The 24,416-nt window shown below is 63.3% G+C and carries 22 protein-coding genes; 14 read left to right on the top strand and 8 right to left on the bottom strand.

The window, feature by feature from the left end; translation table 11 throughout:
* The first annotated feature begins 142 nt into the window (after nucleotides 1–142).
* Both NKJ11_RS14285 and NKJ11_RS14280 read left to right on the top strand, forming a co-directional pair.
* Nucleotides 143–727 carry a nitroreductase family protein gene (locus NKJ11_RS14285; RefSeq protein WP_352630177.1) on the top strand — a complete coding sequence of 195 codons (585 nt, stop codon included), beginning with the start codon at nucleotides 143–145 and terminating at the stop codon, nucleotides 725–727.
* Nucleotides 728–1,336, top strand: a complete 609-nt coding sequence (locus tag NKJ11_RS14280; protein WP_352610673.1) for a flavin reductase family protein — start codon at nucleotides 728–730, stop codon at nucleotides 1,334–1,336. It begins immediately after the preceding gene.
* Here NKJ11_RS14280 and NKJ11_RS14275 read toward each other — a convergent pair.
* Nucleotides 1,333–2,064, bottom strand: a complete 732-nt coding sequence (locus NKJ11_RS14275) for a TetR/AcrR family transcriptional regulator (RefSeq protein WP_352552891.1) — start codon at nucleotides 2,062–2,064, stop codon at nucleotides 1,333–1,335. The two genes, NKJ11_RS14280 and NKJ11_RS14275, sit on opposite strands and share 4 nt — an antisense overlap.
* Before the next feature lie 108 nt (nucleotides 2,065–2,172).
* Between NKJ11_RS14275 and NKJ11_RS14270 the strand changes: the two genes are divergently transcribed.
* A complete protein-coding gene (locus NKJ11_RS14270) occupies nucleotides 2,173–2,847 on the top strand; it encodes a methyltransferase family protein (protein WP_352793574.1) in 675 nt (224 codons plus the stop codon).
* A 7-nt stretch (nucleotides 2,848–2,854) separates the two neighbouring features.
* Here NKJ11_RS14270 and NKJ11_RS14265 read toward each other — a convergent pair whose 3' ends face one another.
* Nucleotides 2,855–3,736 carry an HpcH/HpaI aldolase/citrate lyase family protein gene (locus tag NKJ11_RS14265; RefSeq protein ID WP_352610676.1) on the bottom strand — a complete coding sequence of 294 codons (882 nt, stop codon included), beginning with the start codon at nucleotides 3,734–3,736 and terminating at the stop codon, nucleotides 2,855–2,857.
* A 3-nt stretch (nucleotides 3,737–3,739) separates the two neighbouring features.
* Nucleotides 3,740–4,192 carry a MaoC family dehydratase gene (locus tag NKJ11_RS14260; protein ID WP_352610677.1) on the bottom strand — a complete coding sequence of 151 codons (453 nt, stop codon included), beginning with the start codon at nucleotides 4,190–4,192 and terminating at the stop codon, nucleotides 3,740–3,742.
* 150 nt (nucleotides 4,193–4,342) lie between these two features.
* Between NKJ11_RS14260 and NKJ11_RS14255 the strand changes: the two genes are divergently transcribed.
* Entirely contained in the window at nucleotides 4,343–5,467 is a 1,125-nt protein-coding gene (locus NKJ11_RS14255; RefSeq protein ID WP_352610678.1) for a DUF2336 domain-containing protein, read from the top strand.
* On the opposite strand, the gene NKJ11_RS14250 is transcribed toward NKJ11_RS14255, so the two are convergent.
* Together NKJ11_RS14250 and parE are read right to left on the bottom strand one after the other, a co-directional pair.
* Entirely contained in the window at nucleotides 5,464–7,530 is a 2,067-nt protein-coding gene (locus NKJ11_RS14250; RefSeq protein WP_352610680.1) for an FUSC family protein, read from the bottom strand. The two genes, NKJ11_RS14255 and NKJ11_RS14250, sit on opposite strands and share 4 nt — an antisense overlap.
* 45 nt (nucleotides 7,531–7,575) lie before the next feature.
* Nucleotides 7,576–9,633, bottom strand: coding sequence for a DNA topoisomerase IV subunit B (gene parE, locus NKJ11_RS14245; protein WP_023810500.1), 2,058 nt, complete (start codon nucleotides 9,631–9,633; stop codon nucleotides 7,576–7,578).
* Between the two features lie 229 nt (nucleotides 9,634–9,862).
* Between parE and cpaB the strand changes: the two genes are divergently transcribed.
* From cpaB to NKJ11_RS14195, 10 genes are all read left to right on the top strand, one after another.
* Entirely contained in the window at nucleotides 9,863–10,789 is a 927-nt protein-coding gene (gene cpaB / locus NKJ11_RS14240; protein ID WP_245273189.1) for a Flp pilus assembly protein CpaB, read from the top strand.
* Between the two features lie 57 nt (nucleotides 10,790–10,846).
* Nucleotides 10,847–12,265, top strand: coding sequence for a type II and III secretion system protein family protein (locus NKJ11_RS14235; protein WP_502897886.1), 1,419 nt, complete (start codon nucleotides 10,847–10,849; stop codon nucleotides 12,263–12,265).
* A gap of 4 nt (nucleotides 12,266–12,269) precedes the next feature.
* Nucleotides 12,270–12,539: a hypothetical protein gene (locus NKJ11_RS14230; protein WP_128303365.1), complete on the top strand. Its 270-nt coding sequence runs from the start codon at nucleotides 12,270–12,272 to the stop codon at nucleotides 12,537–12,539.
* Nucleotides 12,540–12,588: 49 nt separating this feature from the next.
* Nucleotides 12,589–13,803 (top strand): CpaE/TadZ family protein, encoded by a 1,215-nt coding sequence (locus NKJ11_RS14225; RefSeq protein ID WP_023810504.1) that lies wholly within the window; start codon nucleotides 12,589–12,591, stop codon nucleotides 13,801–13,803.
* Nucleotides 13,800–15,221 carry a TadA family conjugal transfer-associated ATPase gene (locus NKJ11_RS14220; protein ID WP_352793572.1) on the top strand — a complete coding sequence of 474 codons (1,422 nt, stop codon included), beginning with the start codon at nucleotides 13,800–13,802 and terminating at the stop codon, nucleotides 15,219–15,221. The genes NKJ11_RS14225 and NKJ11_RS14220 overlap by 4 nt, the downstream gene beginning before the upstream one ends.
* Before the next feature lie 4 nt (nucleotides 15,222–15,225).
* Nucleotides 15,226–16,191, top strand: coding sequence for a type II secretion system F family protein (locus tag NKJ11_RS14215; protein WP_352793570.1), 966 nt, complete (start codon nucleotides 15,226–15,228; stop codon nucleotides 16,189–16,191).
* A gap of 1 nt (nucleotide 16,192) precedes the next feature.
* Entirely contained in the window at nucleotides 16,193–17,155 is a 963-nt protein-coding gene (locus NKJ11_RS14210; RefSeq protein ID WP_127322803.1) for a type II secretion system F family protein, read from the top strand.
* Nucleotides 17,156–17,289: 134 nt separating this feature from the next.
* Nucleotides 17,290–18,111 (top strand): PA3715 family protein, encoded by an 822-nt coding sequence (locus NKJ11_RS14205; protein WP_352793568.1) that lies wholly within the window; start codon nucleotides 17,290–17,292, stop codon nucleotides 18,109–18,111.
* Nucleotides 18,112–18,296: 185 nt separating this feature from the next.
* Nucleotides 18,297–18,767 carry a hypothetical protein gene (locus tag NKJ11_RS14200; protein WP_023810509.1) on the top strand — a complete coding sequence of 157 codons (471 nt, stop codon included), beginning with the start codon at nucleotides 18,297–18,299 and terminating at the stop codon, nucleotides 18,765–18,767.
* Nucleotides 18,768–18,932: 165 nt separating this feature from the next.
* The gene (locus NKJ11_RS14195) at nucleotides 18,933–20,108 is read left to right on the top strand and encodes a GGDEF domain-containing protein (RefSeq protein ID WP_023810510.1); all 1,176 of its coding nucleotides are present in this window, start codon (nucleotides 18,933–18,935) and stop codon (nucleotides 20,106–20,108) included.
* Here NKJ11_RS14195 and gcvP read toward each other — a convergent pair whose 3' ends face one another.
* From gcvP to gcvT, 3 genes are read right to left on the bottom strand one after another with little or no spacing between them, the layout of a single operon-like run.
* Nucleotides 20,109–22,919 (bottom strand): aminomethyl-transferring glycine dehydrogenase, encoded by a 2,811-nt coding sequence (gene gcvP, locus NKJ11_RS14190; RefSeq protein ID WP_352793566.1) that lies wholly within the window; start codon nucleotides 22,917–22,919, stop codon nucleotides 20,109–20,111. It abuts the gene before it with no gap.
* A 17-nt stretch (nucleotides 22,920–22,936) separates the two neighbouring features.
* On the bottom strand, nucleotides 22,937–23,305 hold the full coding sequence (gene gcvH / locus NKJ11_RS14185; protein ID WP_128303368.1) for a glycine cleavage system protein GcvH: 369 nt from the start codon (nucleotides 23,303–23,305) through the stop codon (nucleotides 22,937–22,939).
* Nucleotides 23,306–23,310: 5 nt separating this feature from the next.
* Complete coding sequence (gcvT, locus tag NKJ11_RS14180) at nucleotides 23,311–24,411, bottom strand: glycine cleavage system aminomethyltransferase GcvT (protein WP_352630168.1); 1,101 nt, start codon at nucleotides 24,409–24,411, stop codon at nucleotides 23,311–23,313.
* Between the last annotated feature and the right edge of the window lie 5 nt (nucleotides 24,412–24,416).

Below are 24,416 nucleotides of genomic sequence, written 5' to 3'. Positions count from 1 at the left end.
AAGCCCATGGCGGTGGCAATTTCAAGGCTTAAGAGTCCGATACGACTCTTCCGTCCGGCGTATCCCGCGCCAATGCCCGAGCCGCCCGAATTCCCGATGGTGCGCTTCAGCTCAAAACAGAATGTTCAGGAGACTTGCGCCCATGGCGTCGCCGATCATCGATTTCCTGCTGACCCGAAACTCCGCTCCGATCCCCGATCTGAAGGAGCCGGCGCCGAGCGATGCGGAGGTCGCGACGATGATCACTGCTGCTTCGCGGGTGCCCGACCATGGCCGATTGGAGCCCTGGCGCTTCATCGTCTACCGTGGCGACGCCCGCGCCGAGATCGGCAGGCAACTGGCAGCGCTTGCAGAGCAGCGGGAGGGCCCATTGCCGGAAGGCCGCCGCAATCAGGAACTGGCGCGGTTCTCACGCGCGCCGCTGGTGATCGGCGTCGTATCTATCCCCCGGGAGAATCCCAAAATCCCGCAATGGGAAATGTTCCTGTCGGGCGGCATGGCGGCGATGAACCTGATGATAGCAGCGAATGCGCTGGGCTATGGCACCAACATGATCAGCAACTGGTATTCGGATGTGCCGGAGGGCAGGACGCTGCTGGGGCTGGCGCCGCAGGAGCGCGTCGTCGGCTTCATCCATATCGGCTCCTATGCCGGCCCGGCACCGGAGCGGCCCCGGCCCGATCCGGCAAAGCTGTACAGTGACTATTCGGGGCCGTGGGCGGGCTGAATGTTCTACGAACCCTCAAAGGGCCACGGCCTGCCGCACGATCCATCGAAGGCGATCGTGGCGCCGCGTCCGATCGGCTGGATTTCGACGCTGAACGGAGCCGGTGAGATCAACCTTGCTCCATACTCCTTCTTCAATGCCGTTTCGACACGGCCGTTCATTGTCTGGTTCTCCTCCGAGGGCGAGAAGGACAGCGCCTCTTTCGCGCAGGAGACCGGTGAGTTCGTCGCCAATCTGGTCAGCCGCGATCTTGCGGAGAATATGAACCGCACATCGGTCAACGCACCGCGCGGCGTCAACGAGTTCGTCTATGCCGATCTTGCCATGGCGCCGTCGCGCTTGGTCGGGCCGCCGCGCGTGGCGGCAGCGCCGGCAGCACTCGAATGCCGGGTGACGGAAGTCTTTCGGCCAAAGGCGCTGGATGGATCGCCGACAAGCGCTGTGATTGTTGCCGGTGAGGTGGTCGGCGTGCACATCGACGACGCCTTCCTGACAGACGGCCTGTTCGACATCACCAAGGCCGGCAATGTCGCTCGTCTCGGCTATATGGACTATGCCAGCGTCGACGAGGTGTTTTCGATGCGCCGGCCGCGCTGGGACAAGGACTAGATATCAGGCTTGGCCAGCGCCTTGCCGGCACTCCTTCGCTGCCTGGCCGTCATGACGGTGCGCACATAGCCGGGCTCGCCGATCCGGATGCTTCCATCGGGCAGACCCAGTATGCGGTCGAGAGCGATCTCGTAGAGCCTGACGCGTTTCTCCAGGGCCTCGATCGCGATCTCCATGTCGGCGTCGCTGCCGCCGGCAATTGCCTTGGCAACGACGTCATGCGTGGCCATGCCGAACTGCATGACGATGTCGGCGACACCTTCCGGATCGAAGGTCCTGAAAGTGCCGTCTTCGATCCCTTGCCTGATGATCTTGACCAGCAGAGGTGAAAACGACGCGCTGGCGGCCAGATTGATACGGTGGAAAAGCACCAGATTCTCAGGCCGAAACATCGTCTCGAAAAGAGTCCAAGCTTCCGGCGCGGTCTCGATCTTGGCCCGCCGCGACTGGCTGAGCAGGCCATTCAGGCGGTCAAGCGGGTCTAGGCCCGGATCGTCGATTATGTCTTGCACGCCAGCCAGTGCCTGTCTTGCAAAGCGATCGGCCAAGGCTTCCAGAAGAGCCTCCTTGGAGGGGAAGTAGTGATAGAAGGCGCCCTTGGAGACGCCGGCGGACGCAATCACGTCGTTGAGGCTCGCTTTGTCATAGCCCTGCGTCAGAAAAAGCGTCTGGGCATGGTCCAGAAGTTCTTCTCGCCTGAACTCTGGATGCTTGATGACACGGGGCATGATGAACCTTCTGCACAGCTCGCTTGAATTACAGACCGTCGGTCGGTATGGTAGACCGATGGTCTAAAATTGCCAGCGCAAGTGAGCGGATATCATGAAAGGCCGATCATGATCGCGAAATTGGTCCTTCAAACATTCGTCTGGTTTGGCGCCATGGGCGTCTTGCTCTTCCTGTCGGCCGGCACGCTGCACTGGCCGGGGGCCTGGGTCTATCTGGTGGGGATGGTGGGGCTCAGTCTCACCTTGGGCGTGGCGCTGGCAAGGCGCGATCCCGGCCTGATGAATGAGCGGCTGAGTTCTCCCATCCAGAAGAATCAGGACACGGCCGACAAGGTCCTGCTGTCCATACTACTGTTCGCCATCTTTGGTTCGCAGATATTCATGGGGTTCGACGTCCGTTTCGGCTGGTCCGTGGTTCCCGTCTGGGTGCAGGTGGTCGGCGCGCTCGTCCTGCTGCTCGGAATCTGGATCTGCTATCTGACGATGCTGGAGAACAGTTTCGCGGCGCCCGTGGTGAGGATCCAGGATGAACGCGGACAACATGTGATCTCCACGGGGCCTTACAGCTACGTCCGCCATCCGATGTACGCCGGCGCCATCCTCTTCTTCGCCGGCACGGCACTTCTGCTTGGTTCCTGGTGGGGGCTGGCGTCGGTACTCGTGATCGTCGTTCTCCTGGCCATCCGCACCTTCATTGAAGAGAAGACGCTTCGCACCGGCTTGCGCGGCTATGACGACTATGTGGCCCGGGTCCGTTACCGCCTGATCCCGTTGGTTTGGTAGCAGGCGCTCAGGCGGAAACACCTGCCGCCTTTGCCCGCGCCAGAAGCCGCTCGGCTAGCCGCAGGTGCGGGCGGTCGAACATCCTGCCGTCGATGCTGACGACGCCGGGACTTCCCGCTGCCGCGAACGCGGCAACGATTGCCGCCGATTGTCTCACGGCGTCGACCGACGGCGTGAAGGCGGCGTTGATGACCGGCACCTGATCGGGGTGGATCGCCATCTTGCCGGTGAAGCCATCGCGCTCGGCCTCGGTGCATTCCGCTTCGAAGGCCGCCATGTCGCGAAAATTCGGGAAGACGGTGTCGATCGCCTCGACCTCCGCCGCACCGGCGGCAAGTATGGTCATGGTGCGAGCGTGACGGAACACGTCCGTGTAGCGGCCATGCTCGTCGCGGGCGCTGCGCGCGCCGATCGTCGCCGACAGGTCTTCAGCGCCCCAGGTGAGGCCGGCAAGCCGCGCGCTTGTCCCGGCATAGGTCGCCGCCGCGAGCACGCCTGCCGGCGTTTCTGTGATGATCGGCAGGATCTTGATCGCGCCGTCGGCCAAGCCGTTTTCGGCCTCGCGCACCCTGAGCTTTGCCGACAGGTGCTGCACATCCTGGCCGCTGTTCGACTTGGGCAGCATGATGCCGTCGGGTCGTGCCGGCACCAACGCCGCCAGATCGTCATCCGTCAGCGCGGTCGACAGGTCGTTGACCCTGACATAGATGGCTGAACTGGTTTGCGCCCTGCGTTCCAGGATGAAGCGCGCCGCCACCTCGCGTGCCAGCGCCTTGTTGCGAGGTGCCACGGAATCCTCGAGGTCGACGATGACCACGTCGGCGCCGACACCAAAACCCTTTTCCAGTTTCCTCTGGGAATCGCCAGGGATGAACAGCAGCGAACGCATGCGTCAGATCGCCTTCTTCAGCATAATCGCTTGCCTAGTGCATTTGGCGACGAGATCGCCATGCTGGTTGTAGGCGCGATGCTCGAATTCGACGATGCCGCGATCGGGTTTCGACCTGGACTCGCGCACCGAGATGACTGTCGTCTCAACGCGAATGGTGTCGCCATGGAAGACCGGATGCGGAAACACGGTCTCCTTCATGCCGAGATTGGCGACCGTGGTGCCGACTGTGATGTCATTGACCGAAATGCCGATCATCAGGCCGAGCGTGAACAGCGAGTTGACCAGCGGCTTGCCCCATTCGCTCTTGGCGGCGAAATCGAAGTCGATGTGCAGCGGCTGCGGGTTCAGCGTCATTACCGAAAACAGCATGTTGTCGCTTTCGGTAACGGTCTTGCGCAGCGTGTGCTGGAAGACATGGCCGACAACGAACTCTTCGAGATAAAGCCCGGCCATTTCTTTCTCCTCAGGTGCTTGACGGTGATAGGCGCTGCAAATCAGGCTCGCAAGCCAGTTAATGAACATGGTGAACGGTTCGTAAACCAATTCTGCCTACGGTCGTCAGTGGGGTCAGAAGCTTCTGACAAGAGGCGTAAGCAGGCGGGCATGGTTGTTGTTTCGCATTTCCTGAAATGGATCTACACGGCCAGGGTGTCGGAGCGTGCCGCGGCGGCGAGCGCTCTGGCCCGGGCCTATATCAATTCCGAATTGCCTTTCGAGGACCGTTGCGCCGCCGAGGCGGCGCTGACGCTGTTGCTCGACGATGCCTCGTCGAAGGTGCGGCTGGCGATGGCCGAGGCGCTGTCGATGAGCCACCACGCGCCAATGCAGATCATCAGCGTGCTGGCCTCCGACCAGCCGGAAGTCGCCGGCGTGGTGTTGGCGCGCTCGCCGCTGCTCACCGACGCCGACCTGATCAACCGCGTGGCTTCAAGTCCGAAGGCGACACAGAAATTGATCGCCGAGCGGCCACTCGTCTCGATGGCGCTGTCGGCGGCCATCGCCGAGATCGGCGAGGCGGACGCCTGCGCCGTGCTGCTCGCCAACAGCGGCGCCGACATCGCCTCGCTCAGCTTCCGCCGCATGGCCGAACGACATGGGCACCTGCCGCTGGTGCGCGAGGCGCTGATATCGGATATCAGGCTGCCGGCCGACTGCCGGCATATGCTGCTCGTCAAGCTTGGCGAAATGTTGAAAACGTCGCCACTGGTGATGGCGATGATGGGCGCGGCGCGAGCCGACCGCGTCATGCGCGACGCCTGCGTCAAGGCTTCCGTGACGCTGATCGAAGGCACGCGCCAGGAAGAACATGCGGCCCTGATCGAGCATCTCAGGCTGCGTGGCGACCTTACCGCGAGCTTTCTGATCCGCACCATCGCGCATGGCAAGGTGGATTTCTTCGGCTCGGCGCTGGTCGCGCTCAGCCAGCAGTCCGAACAAAGGGTAAGGGCGCTGCTGGCCGGTGGGCACGACGTGGCCTTGCAGGCGCTGTTCCGCAGCGCCGGACTCGCCGCAGTCACCCATGCCATCATCCTGCGTGCGCTGAAGATCTGGCGCGAGGTTGCCAACGGCAAGCGCATCGCCGGTGTGCAGGAGGTCAGCTGGCTGATGCTCAAGGAAGTGGGTGGGCAATCCGCCGAAGGCGATCTTGCCGCCTTGATCAAGTCGATCCATCTCGATGCGCTGCGCGAGAACGCGCGAGGCCACGCGCTGGCGATAGCGGCAGCTTAACCTTTATCCCTCGCGAAAAAGTCGGGGAAATCCTCCATCGCGGCGGCGATGATGCGCAGCGATGCCGCGATCTGCAGCAATTCGCTGGTGCCGTTTCGCTCGGCGATGTTCGCTGCGTACTGCCGGGCGACGGCGACGGTCGAGGTCTGCGGATCGCTGGGGGCGCGGAAAAGCAGTTCGCGCGCCAGTCCCCTCAGGAAGTTGGCGATCGAAAGCGCGGTCTCGGATGGAATGGCATGGCTTTGGCTTGCATCGCGCAGCCGAAGGACCTCCAGGCCGACGGTGACGGCGGCGACTCCGCCGCCCAGAACCGCATCGCCCTTCTGACCGGCATTCTGCACCAGCGGCATCAGCTGGTTGATGCGGTCGTAGGCGAGGCTCTCGAAGGCCGAACGTCTCGGCACGCGCTCATGCAGGCAAAGCCGCGCCAGATCCTCGCGCATGGCGCGCACGATGCGGTTGGCCGCGAGCCACGGATCGGCGGGCAGCACGACGATGAAGACACCGATCGCCAGCAGGATGCCGACCAGGATCGACGCCGAACCGGCGAAGAAGGGTCCGGGATCGTAGGTCATCGCCTGGTGCGGGCTCAGGAAGGCAAGGAAGTTGATGGCGAAGGCCGTCGCCACGCCGACATAGCGTGGATTGGCCATGGCCAGCGCCGTCGGTACAAGGATGGGCACGACAAACAGCATGAACCAGCCGAAGCCGGGCAGGGCAGGCAATGCGATCTGGCCGACGAGAAAGGCAAACGGCAGCGCCAGAAGCGTTCCCTTGAAGAAACCCCAGGCGACCTGCACAGGGTCGGGGCGAGCAGCAAACAGGCTCGATACGACAGCAACGAGAATGACCGTACCGGCCGCTTCCGACCATTTCGTCGTCAGCCAGAAGGCCGCGACCAGCAGCGTGGCAAGGGCAGCACGCAAGGCGTTACGCGATGCGCCGGCGTAATCGCGATGCACCACCAGCGCAGGCTGCCTGCTGCCCCGGGCCGGACGTGTGGCAGGCGCGCGCAAGGCGTCGAGGCCGCGCAGCACCTGCTTGAGCGCATCGGCGAAATCGGCGGCGATGGTCAGGCGGGTGATAGTGCCGACCCTGTCGTTGCCCTGGTCGGTCGAGGTATCGGGCATTTGCCGGGCGTTTCCGGCAATCGCATCGAGCCGAGCCATCCACAGCGCCGTATCGTCCAGCGCGCCGGGCTTGGTCGCCAGCTCGCCGACCAGCGATTGTAATTCCGAGCGCACCGGAATGAGCGCCGCATTCTTCGGGGCGGCGTGCGAATGCAGCGCGCGTGCCGCCGAGAGCGCGGAGAGCAGTTGTCCGATGGTGCGCCGGACTGGATGGGCGCGCGGCGCGAAGCTTGGCGCTTCGAGCCTGGCATAGGCGCGCATCTCGCCGAGCGTCTGGGCATCAGTGATCAGCTTTCGGTGCAGCGCGGACAGCGTTGCCGGGTCGCCGCCGGAGAACGCACCGCCGGCATAGGTGGCAAGATCAAGGATGCAGCGTTTCAGGCGCGAGACGATGGCGTCGCTGGCCAGTTTTGGCAGGATCAGGCGGCTGGTCAGGCCGGCGCAGACAATGCCAAGCACGATCTCGGCACAGCGCGCGACCGCGAGGTCGACGACGAGATGCGGCTGTCCGAAAGCGGGCAGGCCGATGATCATTGCGGTGTAGCCCGCGAGGGCGGCGCCATAGGCTTCCGGATTGCGCAGCAGCGACGAGACGAAGGTGCAGATGCCGATCCAGACGGCAAGCACCGTTACCAGCACCCAGGGGCTGGTGCCGCAAACGGTGGTGATGCCGATCGCGGCGATGCCGCCGACCAGCGTGCCGAGCAGCCGGTAGAAGCCCTTCGCCAGTACCATGCCGGCAACCGGCTGGGCGACGATGAACACCGTCATCATGGCCCATTGCGGATGGTCGAGCTTCAGCGCATAGGCGGCTAGCAGAGCGATCAGGCCAGCCGAAACAGTGCGCAGCGAGAAAATCCAGTCCGAACGCGTCGGTTGCGTCAAGCCGGCTAAACTCGTCTCGAAATAGCCTTTCAGCCGCGCCCAGGTCACATGCTCGTCTCCGCAACTGGAGCCTTGTTATGGACCGGCTGGTGGCTAGATATCCAGCACTTCCGTCTCGGCGAATTCGGCGCGTTCCTGGATGAAGCGGAAGCGGGCCTCCGGCTTGGTGCCCATCAATGCATCGACGGCGTCCTTGGTCGCCGCCTCGGCGTCGATCACATCGATCCGAAGCAGCGTGCGCTTCCTCGGATCCATGGTGGTTTCCTTGAGTTGGGCCGCCATCATCTCGCCCAGACCCTTGAAGCGGCCAAGCTCGACCTTGCCGCGCCCGGTAAATTCGGTGCGCATAAGCTCGTCCTTGTGCGCGTCATCCCGGGCATAGGCGACCTTGCCGCCTTGCCTGATCGAGTAAAGCGGCGGTACCGCCAGATAGAGGTGGCCACCACGCACCAGTGCCGGCATCTCCTGGTAGAAGAAGGTGATCAGCAGCGAGGCGATGTGGGCGCCGTCGACGTCGGCGTCGGTCATGATGATCACGCGATCATAGCGCAAATCCTCGTCGCGGTATTTCGACCGCGTGCCGCAGCCGAGCGCCTGGATCAGGTCCGAGATCTGCTGGTTGCCGGCAAGCTTGTCGTTGCCGGCGCTGGCAACGTTGAGGATTTTTCCGCGCAATGGCAACACCGCTTGGCTGGCGCGATCGCGCGCCTGCTTGGCCGAGCCGCCGGCCGAGTCGCCTTCGACGATGAACAGTTCAGCGCCGGCCGCGGCATTCTGCGTACAGTCGGCGAGCTTGCCCGGCAGCCGCAATTTGCGCACCGCGCTCTTGCGCGACACTTCCTTTTCCTGGCGCCGGCGTACCCGCTCGTCGGCGCGCGCGATCACCCATTCGAGCAGCTTCGAGGCTTCCTGCGGGTTGTCGGCCAGCCAATGGTCGAACGGGTCGCGGATCGCGGTCTCGACGATGCGGATCGCCTCGATCGTCGCCAGCCTGTCCTTGGTCTGGCCGACGAATTCCGGCTCGCGGATGAACACCGACAGCATGCCCGCCGCCGAGATCATGACGTCTTCCGAGGTGACGATCGAGGCGCGCTTGTTGCCGACGAGATCGGCATAGGCGCGCAGGCCCCGCGTCAGCACGTTGCGGAAGCCGGCCTCGTGTGTGCCGCCTTCGCCGGTCGGGATGGTGTTGCAGTAGGAATTGATGAAGCCGTCGCCGCCGAACCAGGTCACCGCCCATTCCAGCGACCCATGGCCGCCTTGTTTCTCGCTCTTGCCGGCGAAGATTTCGCGCGTCACCTGGAAGTCGTCGCCGAGCGATGCCTTGAGATAGTCCTTCAGGCCGCCGGGAAAATGGAATTCCGCCTTGGCCGGTGTCTGGTCCTTTTCCTTGATCAGCGACGGATCGCAGGTCCAGCGGATCTCGACACCACCGAACAGATAGGCTTTCGAGCGCGTCATGCGGTAGAGCCGCGCCGGTTCGAACGCCGCGCCCTTGCCGAAAATCTGCTCGTCGGGGTGGAAGCGGATCTTTGTGCCGCGCCGGTTGTGGACCTCGCCCAACTGTTCCAGCCCGGTCACGGGAACGCCGCGCGAGAATTTTTGCCGATAGAGTTGCCGTCCCCGCGCGACCTCGACCTCGAGATGGTCCGACAGCGCGTTGACCACGGACACGCCGACGCCATGCAGGCCGCCTGATGTCTCGTAAACCTTGGAGTCGAACTTGCCGCCCGAATGCAGCGTCGTCATGATCACTTCAAGCGCCGGCTTCTTGAACTTCGGGTGCGGATCGATCGGGATGCCGCGGCCATTGTCGGTCACGGCGAGATAGCCATCGGCCGAGAGCTCGACATCGATGAAGGTGGCATGGCCGGCCACCGCTTCGTCCATCGAATTGTCGATGACCTCGGCGAACAGATGGTGCATCGCCTTGTCGTCGGTGCCGCCGATATACATGCCTGGCCGTCGGCGCACCGGCTCCAGCCCTTCCAGCACCTCGATGTCGGCGGCGCTATAGCCCTCGCTGCCGTCCTTGGTCGAGGCAGGACGCTTGGTGGCTTGCACCACCAGTGGATCCGCAGGGCGCGCTGGCGCGCGAACCGGCTGCGGCTTGTTGTCGTCATTGCCGAAAAGATCGTCCATGCCTGCCATAGAGTCCGATGCTGCGAATCACCTCGCGATACTGCCACGCTTTTCAGCGCCAAGCGACCGAGGTTCCTGTTCCGTTCGGGGATATGGCCCCTCTTACTCCAAAACCATTCGATAACCAAGCCGGCGGAAATAGGTCTGATACCGCGGTGCAGGATTCCTGATTCTTTAACAATGCCGCCTAGGGTTAAGCCCAACAAAACAAGAAACTGCGGGCATCAGGGGTTTCGGCGTGAGGGGCAAGGCCATATCGATGATCGGCATCGCCGCCGTTTTCGGGGCGATCTCGATCTTTGCCGCGGATTTCTGGGTCAAAAGCCAGGCCAAGGCCGATTCCGAAGAGAAGACGTCGTCTATTCCGGCAGCTGTCGTGCCGAAGGTCGAGTTCAAGACCATCGTGGTGGCGAATGCCCCATTGCGCTACGGCATGGCGCTCGACCGCGCGCAGCTCAGCGAAATCCCGTGGTCGCAAGAGGCCGTGCCGCAGGGCGCCTTCACCACCATCAATGCGGTGCTTGCCGATGGCAGCCGCGTGGTGCTGTCGCCGATCGAGGTCAACGAGCCGGTACTGCTGACCAAGCTGTCCGGTCCGAACGGCCGCGCGACACTCTCCAACATGATGACGCCCGGAATGCGGGCGGTCACCATCCGCACCGACGAGATAGCAGGTGTCGGCGGCTTCGTCACACCGGGCGACCGCGTTGATGTCGTGCTGACGCGCGATGCCGGCGAAATTCAGGAAGTGGCCAAGAATGCACAGGGTGCGGCCGGATCGACGGTCACCTCCGAGATTGTCGTTGCCGATGCCAAGGTGCTGAGCGTCGGGCAAGGTGCCGACGAGCGCCAGACGACGCCGCAGATTTCCAATTCGGTGACCATCGAGGTGACGACCGACGGCGCGCAGAAAGTGGCGCTGGCCCGCACTGTCGGTACGCTGTCGCTGTCGCTGCGCTCGGCCAGCGAAGGCGGCGACGGCAAGGGCGGCGTCACCACCATCTCTTCGTTCGGTGGATCGGCCGCCTCGAACGTGCAGGCCGCTGCCGGCTCGCTGTTCGATGCCGTGGTGAAAGAGCCGGAGAAGCCGAAGTTCAAGACGGTCATCGTAACGCGCGGCACAAAGGCCGAGGAATACCAGGTTCCTTCGCGGGACCAGAAATAAGCCAGTGGGGACTGGGTGAGGGACGGGACAATGTTCGGGCTGTTCACATATCGGGTCATGGGGCGGTTGCGCGTTTTGCGTGCGGCGGCTGTCGCGTCTTCGCTGGCTGCTGCCGCGATGCTGGCCTTCGGCGCCTCGGCGAGGGCTGACAACGAGATCGTCTATGTGTCGTCGACCAAGAATGCGTCAATCAAGGTCGCCAAGGGCAAGCCGAAGACGATCATGACCAGTGCCGCCTTCTACCAGATCGTCATCGGCGATCCGGAGATCGCCAACGTCAATCCGCTGACCGACAAATCCTTCTATGTGCTCGGCAACAATCTCGGCACCACCGGCATTGCCCTGTTCGATGAGAAAAAGCAGCTTGTCGGCACTGTCGACATCGAGGTGACGCTCGACACCGACCAACTGGCCAGCACCATTCGCGCCAGCGTGCCGGATGCCAGGATCAAGGTCGGATCGGCCAATGGCCGGGTCGTGCTGTCGGGCGAGGCCGATGACGCGGTCGCCGCCGAAAAGGCAAACAAGATCGCGACGCGCTTTTCCGGCACTGAAGAGGTGATCAACTCGGTCAACATCTCGTCGTCGCAGCAGGTCCAGCTCAACGTCCGCTTTGTCGAAATCAACCGCCAGGCGGGCCAGGATCTCGGCGCCAAATACGCCGCCAACTTCGCCTATGGCATGGGTGGCCGCGACGTCACGCTGCCGGCCGGATCGATACAGGGCGCGGGAACAGGCGAGATCATCGGCAAGCTGCTGTCGAATGGCGTCTCCATCGATATCGCCATCAAAGCGCTGGAAGAGCGCGGTTTGGCGCGGCGGCTGGCCGAGCCGAACCTGATCGCCCGGTCCGGCCAGACGGCGAGCTTCCTCGCCGGCGGCGAGTTCCCGATCCCGGTCTCCGAGGACGACGGCAAGATCTCGGTCAGCTACAAGAAGTACGGCGTCAGCCTGGATTTCACGCCGACGGTTCTGAAGGACGGGCTGGTCAGCCTGGACATCGCGCCGGAAGTCTCCTCGATCGACGCGTCTGCCTCCTACAACATAGGCAGCATTTCGGTGCCCGGTTTCATCGTGCGCCGTGCCAGGACATCGGTCGACCTGAAGAACGGCCAGAGCTTTATGATCGCCGGATTGCTGCAGTCGCAGAACGACATCACCACGTCGCGCATTCCCGGCCTCGGCAAGATGCCGGTGCTTGGGGCGCTGTTCTCGTCGAAATCCTATCAGCGGCGCGAGACCGACCTCGTCATCATCGTAACGCCCTATCTGGTCAAGCCGGTCGATCCGTCGAAGAAGCTCGTCGAGCCGACAGATGGCACGCAGCCGGCCAGCAACGCCGATTATTTTCTCAACAACACCGAGGAAGTGAAGGGCGCCGACACCGGTCGCACCGTGGCGCTGGCAGACGGCCGCGTCACTCAACCTGCAGCGGCCGCTTCGGCTGGGCATTTCCTCGACCTGCCGAAGGATTGAAGCCATGCGTCTGGTCTTTGGATCGAGCGTCGCCTTGCTGCTGGCCGGCTTTACCGCTGGCTGCACCAGCGACGACTATGTGCGCAGCGAAGGGCCGACGGCCGGCGCCGGAAATGCGCAGGCCGCCAACACCGTCATGCAGATGGTCGATCCCTGGAAATACGGGGTCCAGAACACCAGGCTCCTGGTGCCGGCCCAACGAGGCAGTGCCGCGGCCGTAACACCCGATCAGGCGGCCGGCGCCAAGGCGTCGCAGTCCAGCACGACCAATTGATCCCACGGGCAACTGATCCAACGGTCGATCGACCTGACAGGCTGACAGAATGGCAAACGGCATCAAGACCAGGAAGATCCTGCTCGTATCGACCGACAGGACGTTTGCGCAGGACACGCGCACCGCGTTTTCCGCCTCCGAGATCATACAGCTCTCGACAGTGGAGAAGAACGTCACCGAGTTGCGCGGCGAGATCCAGGAAGCCGACTTCGGCGCCATCATCGTCGACATGGATGCGGCAAGGCTGGAGGAGGTCGAGTCGCTGCAGCGCATCATGCGCCGGCTGGAGGACAAGGTTCCTGTCGTCGTCGTCACCCAGGAGTTCAACGCGGCCGCGGTGCGCATTCTCGTGCAGCTCAAGGTCGCGGATTTCCTGGTCAAGCCGATCACCACCGCCGATCTGGTGCGCTCTGTCGTGCGGGCACTGCAGGGACCCGGGCGCGAGGAAAACAGCGAGTCGCAGATCTACACCTTCATGCCTGCGGCGGGCGGCGTCGGCACCACGACGCTGGCGCTGCAGACCGCGTTCCAGCTGCATCACTCGGTGACGCGCGGCGCGTCGACCTGCGTCGTCGATCTCAATTTCCAGCAGGGCGCCTGTGCCGAATATCTCGACCTCGAACCGCGTTTCGACATCACCGAGATCGAGAACCAGCCCGAGCGTCTCGACCGCCAACTGCTCGACGTGATGCTGTCCAAGCATGCCAGCGGGCTGTGCGTGCTGGCGGCACCGGCGCATCCGGCAGAGATGCGCTCGTTCAAGACCGATGTCGTGGTGCGCATGCTGGACCTCGTTTCGGCCTATTTCGACAATGTCGTCATCGACATGCCACGCACCTGGTTTCCATGGACGGAAACCGTGCTGCTCGGTTCCAACAAGCTCTACATCGTCGCGGAAATGACGGTGCCGTGCCTGCGCCACACGCAGCGGCTGATCCAGGCGGTCTACGAGACTGCCGGCAAGGAAGTGAAGCCGAACGTTATCGTCAATCGTTTCGAACAGAAGATGTTCGATAACGGCATCAAGCAGGCGGACGTCCAGGAAATTCTCGGCGAGCATTTCGTCGGCGGCATCGCCAACAACTACCGGCTGGTGCGCGAAGCGGTCGATCGCGGAGTGCCGCTGCACGAGATCGATCCCAACGCCAATGTCGTCAACGACCTGAAGAAGATCATCCTGCCGGAAGAAGCGGTCCCAACCCGCGCGAAATCGCGCTCGCTGTTTGGTATGGGCCGTGGATTGCTGAAGAGGAAAGCCGGATGACCACCCGCTTCTCCGCCCTGCAGAACCGCGATACGCTTCCGCAGCGCGCGCCTGAGACGACGCCGGTCGCCCATCATGCCGTCGTCATTCCGACCAGCCGAAAGGCTTTGCCGGCAAAGCCGGACACTGCGCCGGCAAAGAATGCCAACAAGGTGCTCGATGCGCGCGTGCGTATCCACAGGCTGCTGCTCGAAGAGATCAATCTTGTCGCGCTGGAGCGTTTGCCGAAGGAAGAGATGCGCCGGCAAGTGCATGATTTCGTGTCGGAAAAGACCAAGCAGGAGCGGATGGCGATCAACACCGTCGAGCTCGACGCACTGGTCGACGACATCGTCGACGAGATGGTCGGCCTCGGTCCGCTCGAGCCGCTGCTCAAGGACCCCGACATCAACGACATCCTGATCAACGGCCACATGAACTGCTTTGTCGAAAAGAAGGGCAAGCTGCAGCCGGTACACATTCCGTTCAAGGATGAGGCGCATCTCCTGCGCATCGTCAACAAGATCGTCGCCGCGGTCGGTCGCCGCGTCGACGAATCGCAGCCGATGGTCGATGCCCGCATGCTGGACGGCTCGCGCTTCAACGCGGCCATCCGCCCGGTTGCGGTCGATGGGCCGCTGGTGTCGATCCGCAAGTTCTCCAAGAACAAGCTCGGTCTGCACAAACTGGTCGAATTCGGCGCCATCACCCAGAACATGGCCGAAGTGCTGGCGGCGGCCGTGCATGCCCGCAAGACGACGATCATTTCGGGCGGCACCGGCACCGGCAAGACGACCATGCTCAATGCGCTGTCGGCCTTCATTCCGGAAGACGAGCGGCTGATCACCATCGAGGACGCGGCCGAACTCCAGCTGCAGCAGCCGCATGTCGCGCGCATGGAGACGCGGCCAGCCAACATCGAAGGCCATGGCGAGCTGAAGCAGCGCGACCTGGTCAAGAACGCACTGCGCATGCGCCCCGACCGCGTCATTCTCGGCGAGTGCCGCGGCGAGGAGGCTTTCGACATGCTGCAGGCGATGAACACCGGCCACGAAGGGTCGATGGCGACCATTCATGCCAACACGCCTCGCGACGCCATTTCGCGGCTCGAGCAGATGCTTGGCATGACCGGCATGCCGATGACGGTACAGTCGATCCGCAGCCAGATCGCCAGCGCGCTCGACCTGATCGTTCAGCTGACGCGCCTGTCCGACGGCAAGCGCAAGGTGACCAGTGTCGCCGAGGTGACCGGCATGGAAGGAGATGTCATCCAGATGCAGGAGATCTTCCGCTTCGTGCGCACCGGCATGGAGGCCGACGGCAGGATTCTGGGGCATTACGAGGCGACCGGCATCCGGCCGCGCTTCCTTGAGGATCTGCGCGCTATGGGCATCGAGTTTCCTGGACGATATTTCGAACCCGGCCGGCCGCAGGAGTAGCCAAGTGTTCGATGGAATGAGCGCGATCTATGTCGTTTATGCCGCGGCCGCGCTGACCGGCATCCTGATCGCCGAGGCCTGCTACCTGCTTTACGCCGGTCGCAGCGACAAACGCACCGCCATCAACCGGCGCATGAAACTGCAGGAAAGCAAGATCACCCAAGAGCAGGTGCTTGTCCAACTGCGCAAGGAACGCGGCCTCGATGCAGGCACGCCGCTGTTTTTTCTGGATCGGTTCCGCGCTTTGCGAACCCAGTCGGGCATGATCATGCCGCTGTCGAAATTCCTGATGATCACCTGCGGCGTGGCGATGGCGATGACCCTGGTCGCCATCTGGTACGGCTTGCCGCCGCTGATGGGGCTTGTGCTGTTTGTGGTGCTTGTGCCGGTGCTGCCAGTGATCACGCTGCGCTTCAAGCGCAAGCGCCGGGTGAAGCGGTTCGGCATGCAGTTGCCGGAGGCGCTGGAACTGATCACGCGTGGCCTAAAGGCCGGCCATCCGGTGCCGGTGGCGATCGCCATGGTCGCGCGCGAGATGCCCGACCCGATCGGCACCGAGTTCGGCGTCATCGCCGACGAGGTGACCTATGGCTCCGATCTGGTTTCGGCGTTGAACTCGCTGTTCGACCGGGTCGGCCAGGAGGATCTGCCGCTGTTCGTCACCGCTGTCTCGATCCAGACCAGTTCGGGCGGCAATCTGCGCGAGATCCTTGACGGCCTGGCGACGACGATCCGCGAGCGCGGCAAACTGCGCCGCAAGGTGCGCGCAATTGCGACAGAAGGCCGGATGTCGGCCTACATACTGACGGCGGTGCCGGCGTTGCTGTTCACCGCCATCATGGCGCTGATGCCGGGCTTCTACAGCGACGTCTGGGGCGAGGCGAAAACCTGGTACCTGCTCGGTGGGTCTATCACCTGGCTGATGCTGGGCAATCTGATGATGTTCAAGATGTCGAATTTCAAGTTCTGACATGCAGGGCTTCATCGAATTCCTCGCCTCGCTTGCACCGACCTCGTTGATGCCGGTGGCCATCCTGCTGCTGGCGGCGGGTGCTGCCGCTGTTGCCTGGCCTGTTGTCATGGCGAAGGGCGACCGCAACGAGGTCATGCGCCGGCTCAGGGTCGACAACGGTCCCGTGGCCGCCAAACCAGAGCCGGTGCAGAAGAAGAATACCGGCGTCGTGCGCGAGAAGGCGGTGAAGCGGGCGCAAGAATTCTACGCCAGGAGCGATCCGGAAAATGTCGCCCGGCTGCGCATGAAGCTCATCCAGGCGGGCTACATGGAGCCGCGTGCTGTCGGCACGTTCTTCCTGATCCGGTTCAGCGCGATGATCGGCACGGCAATCGGTGTGTTTGTGCTCAACCGGTGGATGGCCAGCCCGGACGCGACGATGGCCAGCCGCTGGACCTTCGTCATCCTGTCGGGAGCGGCCGGCTATTTCCTGCCCGGCCTGGTGCTGAGCCAGAAAGTGCGGGAACGCAGGCGTGAGTACCGCAACGGCTTTCCCGATTTCATGGACTTGATGATTGTCTGCTCGGATGCCGGAATGAGCATGGAGGCCGGCATAGAGCGCGTCTCCAAGGAACTTGCCAAGACCTATCCCGCGCTCAGCCAGAACCTGCAGCTGGTGTCGTTGGAGCTGAGGGCAGGGCGCAGCCTTGATGATGCGCTGAAGGCGCTCGCCGACCGCCTCAGCCTGGACGAGGTGCGTTCCTTCGCCACGCTGCTGCAGCAGTCCAAGGAACTCGGCACCAGCCTGTCGGGGGCGCTGCGCGTCTTCTCCGACGACATGCGCCACAAGCGTATGTCGTTGGCCGAGGAAAAGGCGCACGCTCTGCCGGCCAAGATGTCGGTGCCGGTGGTTGTGTGCATCCTGCCGGTAGTGCTGATGATCGCGGCCATTCCAGTCATCGTCAAAATGACGGCGCACTAGCATGATGCCGAAAAGTGTGAGGCTTCGATTCGACCTGAAATCGTCCGGCTCTAGCGAGCGCCCCACAAGAGTCCTAACAATGGGACTGACAAACCATTGTTCTGACCGAACGCGGCCTTGCAGGTGAAAAGTCCATGCTGTTGCGCACCTTCTTCCTCGGCCTTGCCGCGGCCAGCCTGTCGCCCGCCTGGGCTGTGGCCGACGATTGCGGCGATGCCGCCGCCCTGCTGCAGCAGGCCTACCCCAAGGCTCGAAAGAGCGCCGACGGCACCTCGTTCACGCTCGAACCCCATATCAGCATCGCCCTGACGGATGGCGACACGCCGTTTGGGCTGAGCTGCAAGATCTGGCCTGCCCATGACGACCTGCTGTTGGTAGCCGTGCCGCTGATCGACAGCGCGCAATCCAGCGACGATGGCCATGTCGGCGATATCGAGCTTCTGGTCGTCGACAGGAACAGCCTGCAGATGCGCCAGCGCCTGCTCCAGCCGGGGCTGATCACCGATGATGCCATCGCCATCCGCAAGATCGAATTCGATACCGGCCGCTACAGGCTGGCGCCCGGGGTCATGGGCTTCGGCCTGCGCATCGAAATCGCGAACCATTCGCAGGCCAACCCCTTCAGCGAAACCGACCTGCGGCTTTATCTTCTCGCCGGCGATGCCCTGCGCCTCGTGCTCGATGGCCTTGTCGTGGCCGGCAATGGCGGCGAGGGCGATACCAATTGCGCGGGATCCTTTCATTCGACTGAGGTCAGCCTGGCGATGAGCCCGACGAGCCATCACGGCTATCACGACATAGTCGCGCTCGAGCGGACGCAAACCGATGATCCGTCTCCCGAGAAGGATGGCGAGTGCCAGTCCCATCCCGGCAAGCCGGTGAACCGGACCTACCGGCTGCGCTACGACGGCAGCCGCTATCCGGTTCCCGAAGTACTCAAGGTCATGGGGCCGTGAAAGGCCGTTCGCTTGCTTGCTGCCGGGATTCTCTTGGGAATAAGTCTTCGTCTGATGCCTGGTGGTTAATGGCTGGTGTGCCCGAAACCAAATTTTGGTGACGTTTCGGCACCAAAGTTTAAGCGTCGCTGATATAATGTGTTTCCTGAAGAACGACCCGGCAAATCGGGCGATGAGGCAGGGGCATGCGTCACAGTAACTTCACGGCAATGGCCGCGATTTCGGCCGTCTTGATGATGTCTGGCTGTACAACGGGCGGCGTCGACACCACCAAGACCACCGCCATCCAACCGGCGGCAAAGGACATCGACACCTCCGATCTGGCGCAAGGCAAGGCGCAGTTTCGCGACGCCAATTACGGCCTCGCCGAAAAGCACTTCCGCAAGGCCGTCGAGTTGAAGGCCGACAATGCGGAGGCCTGGATGGGGCTCGCTGCTTCCTATGATGAACTCGGCCGCTTCGACTTCGCCGACCGTGCCTACGGCCAGCTTTTGAAAGTCGCCGGCCGCAAGCCGCAGATCGTCAACAATATGGGTTATTCGCAACTGCTGCGCGGCAATCGCAAGAAGGCCAAGGCGCTGCTGCTCGAAGCGAAGGCCGGCATGGCCGATCCCACCGTCGTCAACGCCAACCTCGCTCTCTTGAACAAGGGTTGACCTCGCGTCGTCCAAGGGTCCGGTTTCGGGACACATGGCATCGAACGTTTTGTAAACCCTATCCGTAGGTTGCATCGATAGATCGGCTGAAAACCCATATCTGAGGGCTGCCGCTGACCTTAGAGTGCAGCGCAACCGCCGACGCTCGAGAGGCCCTTGCCCGATATGCTGGACTTCAGTTCGCTCCTGCTCGCAGCTGCGCTGTCGGGCATCTGCCTCAGCGTCACCATGTTTGCGATCTGGTTCACCGCGCCCAAGGCAGGCTTCGTGCTGACGGTGGCGTGCGGCATTCTGGTGCTCGTCGCGCATGTGATCCTGTTCTGGCGATACACCAAGGATCCCGATCCGCTGCTCTGTCAGATCGTGCTTGCGCTGCTCAGCCTGGGGTTCCTGATCCTCTGCGTGTCGGCCATGCAATATCTGGGCGTGCCCGGCCACAGACGCGCCGTTGCACCGGCGCTTGCCGCCATGGCTGTCTGTGCGGCAGTGACCTTCCTGGGGCTTGACGGTGTCGGCTTCATCGTCACCTACGCCACGGTGACGGTGCTTCTGTCGGCGATCGGCGCCATGTTTTGGATCAATGGCAGTCACGATCGCCGGATCCTGCTGGTGGTTTCGTTTCTGAGCGGCACCTGCGCTGTGTCGTTTGCGCTTTGTGGCGTGGTTCTGCTGACCAAGGGGCAATGGACGCTCGCGGTCGCGCCCGACAACTGGGCCGAACGACTGAATTCCGTCGTGGCGGTGGCTTGCATGACCGGGCTCGGCGCATTGACGCTCTCCCTCCACCATCTGCAGGCGCAGATCGAGCTGAAGGCCGAGACCATGACCGACCCGCTGACGGGGTTGATGAACCGGCGGGCGTTGACGTCGCTCTACGGCGAGCGGAGTTTCGGTCCGTTCATGTCCGTCGTCATGTTCGACCTCGACCACTTCAAGCGGACGAACGATGTCTATGGCCATCCGGTCGGGGACCAGGTCTTGTGCCGCTTCGCCGCGGTCATCAAGAAATATGCCAGGACCGGCGTCGACGCTTTTCGCCTGGGCGGCGAGGAATTCGCCGTCGTCATGTCGCGAATGACGGAAGAGAAGGCCCATGATCTCGCCAGCAAGATCTGTGTGGCCTTCGGCACCGAGATCGTCGCCACCCAACTCGGCAAGTTGCGCAGCACGGTCAGCGGCGGCATCGGCTTTGGCGAGGCAAGCGGCAGCAGCCTCGATGAGGTGCTGACCGAGGCCGATGCGGCGCTCTATGCCGCCAAGCGCGCCGGGCGAAACTGCGTCATCAGCCGTAAAAGGACAGGCAAGGCCGAACCTATCAAGCCGGCCTTGCGCTCCGCGTAATTATTCCGCCGCACCCAGATAGTCCGACAGTGGCGGGCAGGAGCAGACCAGGTTGCGGTCGCCGGCGACATTGTCGATGCGTGACACCGGTGGCCAGTATTTGGCTGCCGTGTCGGCGTCGCCGGCGGGATAGGCCGCCTCCAGGCGCGAGTAGGGATGCGTCCACTGGCCGGCCAGCACCTCGGCGGCGGTGTGCGGCGCGTTGACCAGCGGATTGTCGGCCAAAGGCCATTCGCCCCTGGCGACTTTCGCTGCCTCGCCTGCGATGGCGATCATCGCCTCGCAGAAGCGGTCGAGTTCCCGCTTGGGCTCGGATTCGGTCGGCTCCACCATCAGCGTGCCGGCGACCGGGAAGGACATGGTCGGCGCGTGGAAGCCGTAGTCGATCAGCCGTTTGGCGACATCGTCGACACTGATGCCGGCGCTGTCCTTGAGCACGCGGGTGTCGAGGATGCATTCATGCGCGATGCGATCGTGCCTGCCCTTGTAGAGAAGCGGGAAATGCGGCGCGAGCCGTGTCGCCACGTAGTTGGCCGAGATGATGGCGGTCTCCGTCGCCTGCTTCAGTCCGGCGGCGCCCATCATGCGGATATACATCCAGGTGATCGGCAGGATCGAGGCACTGCCGAATGGTGCGGCCGACACGGCGTGCGCCGAACCTTCGGTGACATGTCCCGGCAGATAGGGCTGCAGATGCGCCTTTACGCCGATCGGGCCGATGCCCGGGCCACCGCCGCCATGCGGAATGCAGAAGGTCTTGTGCAGGTTCATATGACAGACATCGGCGCCGATATCGGCGGGCCGCGCCAAGGCGACCAGCGCGTTGAGATTGGCGCCATCGAAATAGACCTGGCCGCCATGCTCGTGGATAAGGGCGCAGAGGTGGCGTGCACCTTCCTCGTAGACGCCATGCGTCGAGGGGTAGGTGAACATCAGTGCCGCGAGATTCTTGGAATGCTCGTTGGCCTTGGCTCTCATGTCGTCCATGTCGATATTGCCGTCCTCCAGGCAGCGCACAACGACAACGCTCATCCCGGCCATCGCAGCACTTGCCGGATTGGTGCCATGAGCGGAGGAGGGGATCAGGCAGACGGTGCGATGACCTTCGCCGCGTGAGCGATGATAGGCGCGGATTGCAAGCAGGCCGGCATACTCGCCCTGGCTGCCGGCATTGGGCTGCAGGCTGACGGCGTCGAAGCCGGTGATCTCCGACAGCCATCCTTCCAGTTCGCCGATCATGGCGCGATAGCCGGCCGAATGGCTTGCCGGCGCGAAGGGATGCAAATTGGCGATTTCAGGCCAGCTTACCGGCATCATTTCCGCCGCCGCGTTGAGCTTCATGGTGCAGGATCCCAGCGGGATCATGCTGCGGTCGAGCGCCAGATCCTTGTCGGCCAGCCGGCGCAGCAAGCGCATCATGTCGGTTTCCGACTTGTTCTCATGGAACACAGGCTGGGTCAGGAACTCCTTGCCGCGCGGCTTGCCAGGTACGGTGCTGTCGGCCGACGGAGAGGCCTTGGCGCCGAACAGGGCGGCGATCGCATCGAGATCGGCATCGGTCGAGGTCTCATCGAAGCTGATGCCGACAAGGTCGGCATCGATGACGCGCAGCAGCCGGCCGGTCTTTTCAGCCGCAGTGGCGATCTGCGCCGCCTTGCCCTTGGTCTCCACCGTCACCGTGTCGAAACGGCTGGCGCCGATCACCGACACGCCTGCCGCTTCGAGGCCCCTTGCCAGACGATTGGCCAGCGTGTGGATGCGCCCGGCAATCGCCTGCAGCCCGGCGGGGCCGTGCCAGATCGCATAAGCCGTCGCCATGTTGGCAAGCAGCGCCTGTGCGGTGCAGATGTTGGAGGTCGCCTTGTCGCGGCGGATATGCTGTTCGCGTGTCTGTAAGGCAAGCCGGTAGCCGGGCCGGCCTTTGCTATCGGTGGATTGGCCGACCAGGCGGCCAGGCATCAGCCGCGTCAACTTGTCGGAGACGGCGCAATAGGCGGCGTGCGGCCCGCCAAAGCCCATCGGCACGCCAAAACGCTGCATCGGGCCGACGGCAATGTCGGCGCCAAGCTTGGCCGGCGCATCGGTCAGCGCCAGGCCGAGCGGATCGGCAATGAAGACGACGATGGCGCCGGTCGCACGCGCCTTGTCGATCGCCGCCTTGTGGTCGCCATAGACGCCAAACGTATCCGGCCAGGAGACGAGCAAAGCAGCGGTGTTGTCGTCGATCGTCTCGCCGTCGATCTCGATGCCGAGCGGCTCGGCGCGGGTACGCACGACGTCCAGTGTCTGCGGGTGTGGCGTGCCGGCAAGTGCGATCTTGGTGCGCTTGTCGCGGTGGTGGCGCAAGGCGATGCCTATGGCTTCGGCGACCGCGGTTGCTTCATCCAGCAGCGAGGCCGACGCCACCGGCAGACCGGTCAATTCCGTGACCAGCGTCTGGAAGTTGAACAGCATCTCCAGCCGGCCCTGGCTGATCTCGGCCTGATAGGGCGTGTAGGCCGTGTACCAGGCCGGGTTCTCGAACAAGTTGCGCTGGATGACCGGCGGCACATGCACGCCGTGATAGCCGGCACCGATAAAGCTCTTCAGCACCGTATTCTTGGCCATGGTCGCCGACAATTCGGCCAGCGCTTCCGCTTCGCTGGCCGGTGCGGGCAGGGTCAGCGGCAAGTCGAGGCGGATCGACTGCGGCACGGCCTGGCTGATCAGCGTCTCGATGGACGGAACGCCGATCACGGCAAGCATGGCTCTGACATCGTTGACGCTCGGGCCGATGTGGCGGGCCGAGAAGGGAGTGAGTGCTGCGGTCATGTCAATCCGTCCTGATATCAGCCGATATGGGCTTTGTAGGCGGCCTCATCCATGAGGCCCGCGAGCTGGCTTTCGTCGGCAAGCTTCATCTTCCACAGCCAGCCGGCGCCGGTTGCCGCCGAGTTGACCAGTGACGGGTCCGACGACAGCGTGCTGTTGGCTTCGGTGATCTCGCCATCGACCGGCGCGTAGACATCGGAAGCCGCCTTGACGGATTCGACCACGACGGCGGTGTCGCCCTTGGTCAATTTCTTTCCGGTCTCCGGCAGTTCGACGAAGACGAGGTCGCCGAGCTGCTCCTGCGCATAGTCGGTGATGCCGACAGTGGCGATGCCGCCCTCGACGCGGAGCCATTCGTGATCTGATGTGAAATAGGTCGTTGCCATTGAGATCATCCTTTGCGGTAGCGATGCGGTGTGAAGGGCAGGGAGCTGATATCGACTGGGATTTTCGTGCCGCGAACATCGGCGAAAACCCGTATTCCCTGTTTGGCCAGTGGCGCCGTGACATAGCCCATGGCGACCGGATGGCCGGCTGACGGGCCAAAGCCGCCTGATGTGACATGGCCGGCGGGCGTGCCGTCGGCGTCAAAGAGCGCGGCGCCGGCGCGCACCGGCTGGCGGCCTTCCGGCTTCAGCCCGACGCGCTTTTGCGCGGGTCCTCGTTCCACGGCGGCGCGGAGCGCATCGGCGCCGATGAAAGTGCCGGAAGCGCGGATGTCTTTCGGAATAGCCCACATCAAGGCAGCGCTGGCCGGGTCGGTCTCCGGCGTGATGTCCTGGCCATGCAGGCAGAGCCCGGCCTCCAGCCGCAGACTGTCGCGGGCGGCCAGGCCGATCCACAGCACGCGTTCATCGCCGAGCAGCTTCGCGACGAGGTCGCGCGCATCGGCTTCCGACAGGCCGATCTCGAAACCGTCCTCGCCGGTATAGCCCGACCGGCTCATGAACCAGTTCTTGCGCGGTTCGACACCATGCATGAACAGCAGCGAGCCGGTCTCGATGCCGGCGCGCGAAAGGGCGGCCCAGGCTTCAGGACCCTGGATGGCCAGGAAGACGCGGTCGAGCGGCTCGACCCTGGCGTCGAAATCCGCGGCAAGTGCACGCAAATGCTTTTCGTCGGCGACGGCGTTGCCTGCGTTGGCGACCACCATGAACCTGCTATCGCCAAGTCTGGTGACGATCAGGTCGTCCAGAATGCCGCCTGCCTCGTTGAGGAAAAAGGACAGTTTGGACTGTGAGATTTGGAGTGCGCCTGCATCCAAGGGGCAAGCGCGGTTGAGCAGCGCAACCGCCTCCGGCCCGCTGACTTCGAACAGCTTCATATGCGAGATGTCGAACAGGCCAGCCTGTTCGCGGGTGTGAAGATGTTCCTTCATGACGCCCGCCGGATAGGTCAGCGGCATCGACCAGCCGGCAAAAGCGCCAAAACGCGCACCGGCGGCCACATGGATGTCTTCGAGGGGTAGGTGTCTTGTATCGTCGCCCGTCATGTCGT

It is taken from the genome of Mesorhizobium sp. M0243 (genome assembly GCF_040321775.1).
Classification (GTDB): Bacteria; Pseudomonadota; Alphaproteobacteria; order Rhizobiales; family Rhizobiaceae; genus Mesorhizobium.
This window is presented reverse-complemented; position numbering and strand designations above follow the sequence as displayed.

What these genes read in the sequence shown, in the direction of transcription:
- NKJ11_RS14285 (WP_352630177.1), top strand. Translation starts at nt 143, where the DNA reads ATGGCGTCGCCGATCATCGATTTCCTGCTGACCCGAAACTCCGCTCCG.
- NKJ11_RS14280 (WP_352610673.1), top strand. Translation starts at nt 728, where the DNA reads ATGTTCTACGAACCCTCAAAGGGCCACGGCCTGCCGCACGATCCATCG.
- NKJ11_RS14275 (WP_352552891.1), bottom strand. Translation starts at nt 2,064, where the DNA reads ATGCCCCGTGTCATCAAGCATCCAGAGTTCAGGCGAGAAGAACTTCTG.
- NKJ11_RS14270 (WP_352793574.1), top strand. Translation starts at nt 2,173, where the DNA reads ATGATCGCGAAATTGGTCCTTCAAACATTCGTCTGGTTTGGCGCCATG.
- NKJ11_RS14265 (WP_352610676.1), bottom strand. Translation starts at nt 3,736, where the DNA reads ATGCGTTCGCTGCTGTTCATCCCTGGCGATTCCCAGAGGAAACTGGAA.
- NKJ11_RS14260 (WP_352610677.1), bottom strand. Translation starts at nt 4,192, where the DNA reads ATGGCCGGGCTTTATCTCGAAGAGTTCGTTGTCGGCCATGTCTTCCAG.
- NKJ11_RS14255 (WP_352610678.1), top strand. Translation starts at nt 4,343, where the DNA reads ATGGTTGTTGTTTCGCATTTCCTGAAATGGATCTACACGGCCAGGGTG.
- parE (WP_023810500.1), bottom strand. Translation starts at nt 9,633, where the DNA reads ATGGCAGGCATGGACGATCTTTTCGGCAATGACGACAACAAGCCGCAG.
- NKJ11_RS14235 (WP_502897886.1), top strand. Translation starts at nt 10,847, where the DNA reads ATGGGGCGGTTGCGCGTTTTGCGTGCGGCGGCTGTCGCGTCTTCGCTG.
- NKJ11_RS14230 (WP_128303365.1), top strand. Translation starts at nt 12,270, where the DNA reads ATGCGTCTGGTCTTTGGATCGAGCGTCGCCTTGCTGCTGGCCGGCTTT.
- NKJ11_RS14225 (WP_023810504.1), top strand. Translation starts at nt 12,589, where the DNA reads ATGGCAAACGGCATCAAGACCAGGAAGATCCTGCTCGTATCGACCGAC.
- NKJ11_RS14220 (WP_352793572.1), top strand. Translation starts at nt 13,800, where the DNA reads ATGACCACCCGCTTCTCCGCCCTGCAGAACCGCGATACGCTTCCGCAG.
- NKJ11_RS14210 (WP_127322803.1), top strand. Translation starts at nt 16,193, where the DNA reads ATGCAGGGCTTCATCGAATTCCTCGCCTCGCTTGCACCGACCTCGTTG.
- NKJ11_RS14205 (WP_352793568.1), top strand. Translation starts at nt 17,290, where the DNA reads ATGCTGTTGCGCACCTTCTTCCTCGGCCTTGCCGCGGCCAGCCTGTCG.
- NKJ11_RS14200 (WP_023810509.1), top strand. Translation starts at nt 18,297, where the DNA reads ATGCGTCACAGTAACTTCACGGCAATGGCCGCGATTTCGGCCGTCTTG.
- NKJ11_RS14195 (WP_023810510.1), top strand. Translation starts at nt 18,933, where the DNA reads ATGCTGGACTTCAGTTCGCTCCTGCTCGCAGCTGCGCTGTCGGGCATC.
- gcvP (WP_352793566.1), bottom strand. Translation starts at nt 22,919, where the DNA reads ATGACCGCAGCACTCACTCCCTTCTCGGCCCGCCACATCGGCCCGAGC.
- gcvH (WP_128303368.1), bottom strand. Translation starts at nt 23,305, where the DNA reads ATGGCAACGACCTATTTCACATCAGATCACGAATGGCTCCGCGTCGAG.
- gcvT (WP_352630168.1), bottom strand. Translation starts at nt 24,411, where the DNA reads ATGACGGGCGACGATACAAGACACCTACCCCTCGAAGACATCCATGTG.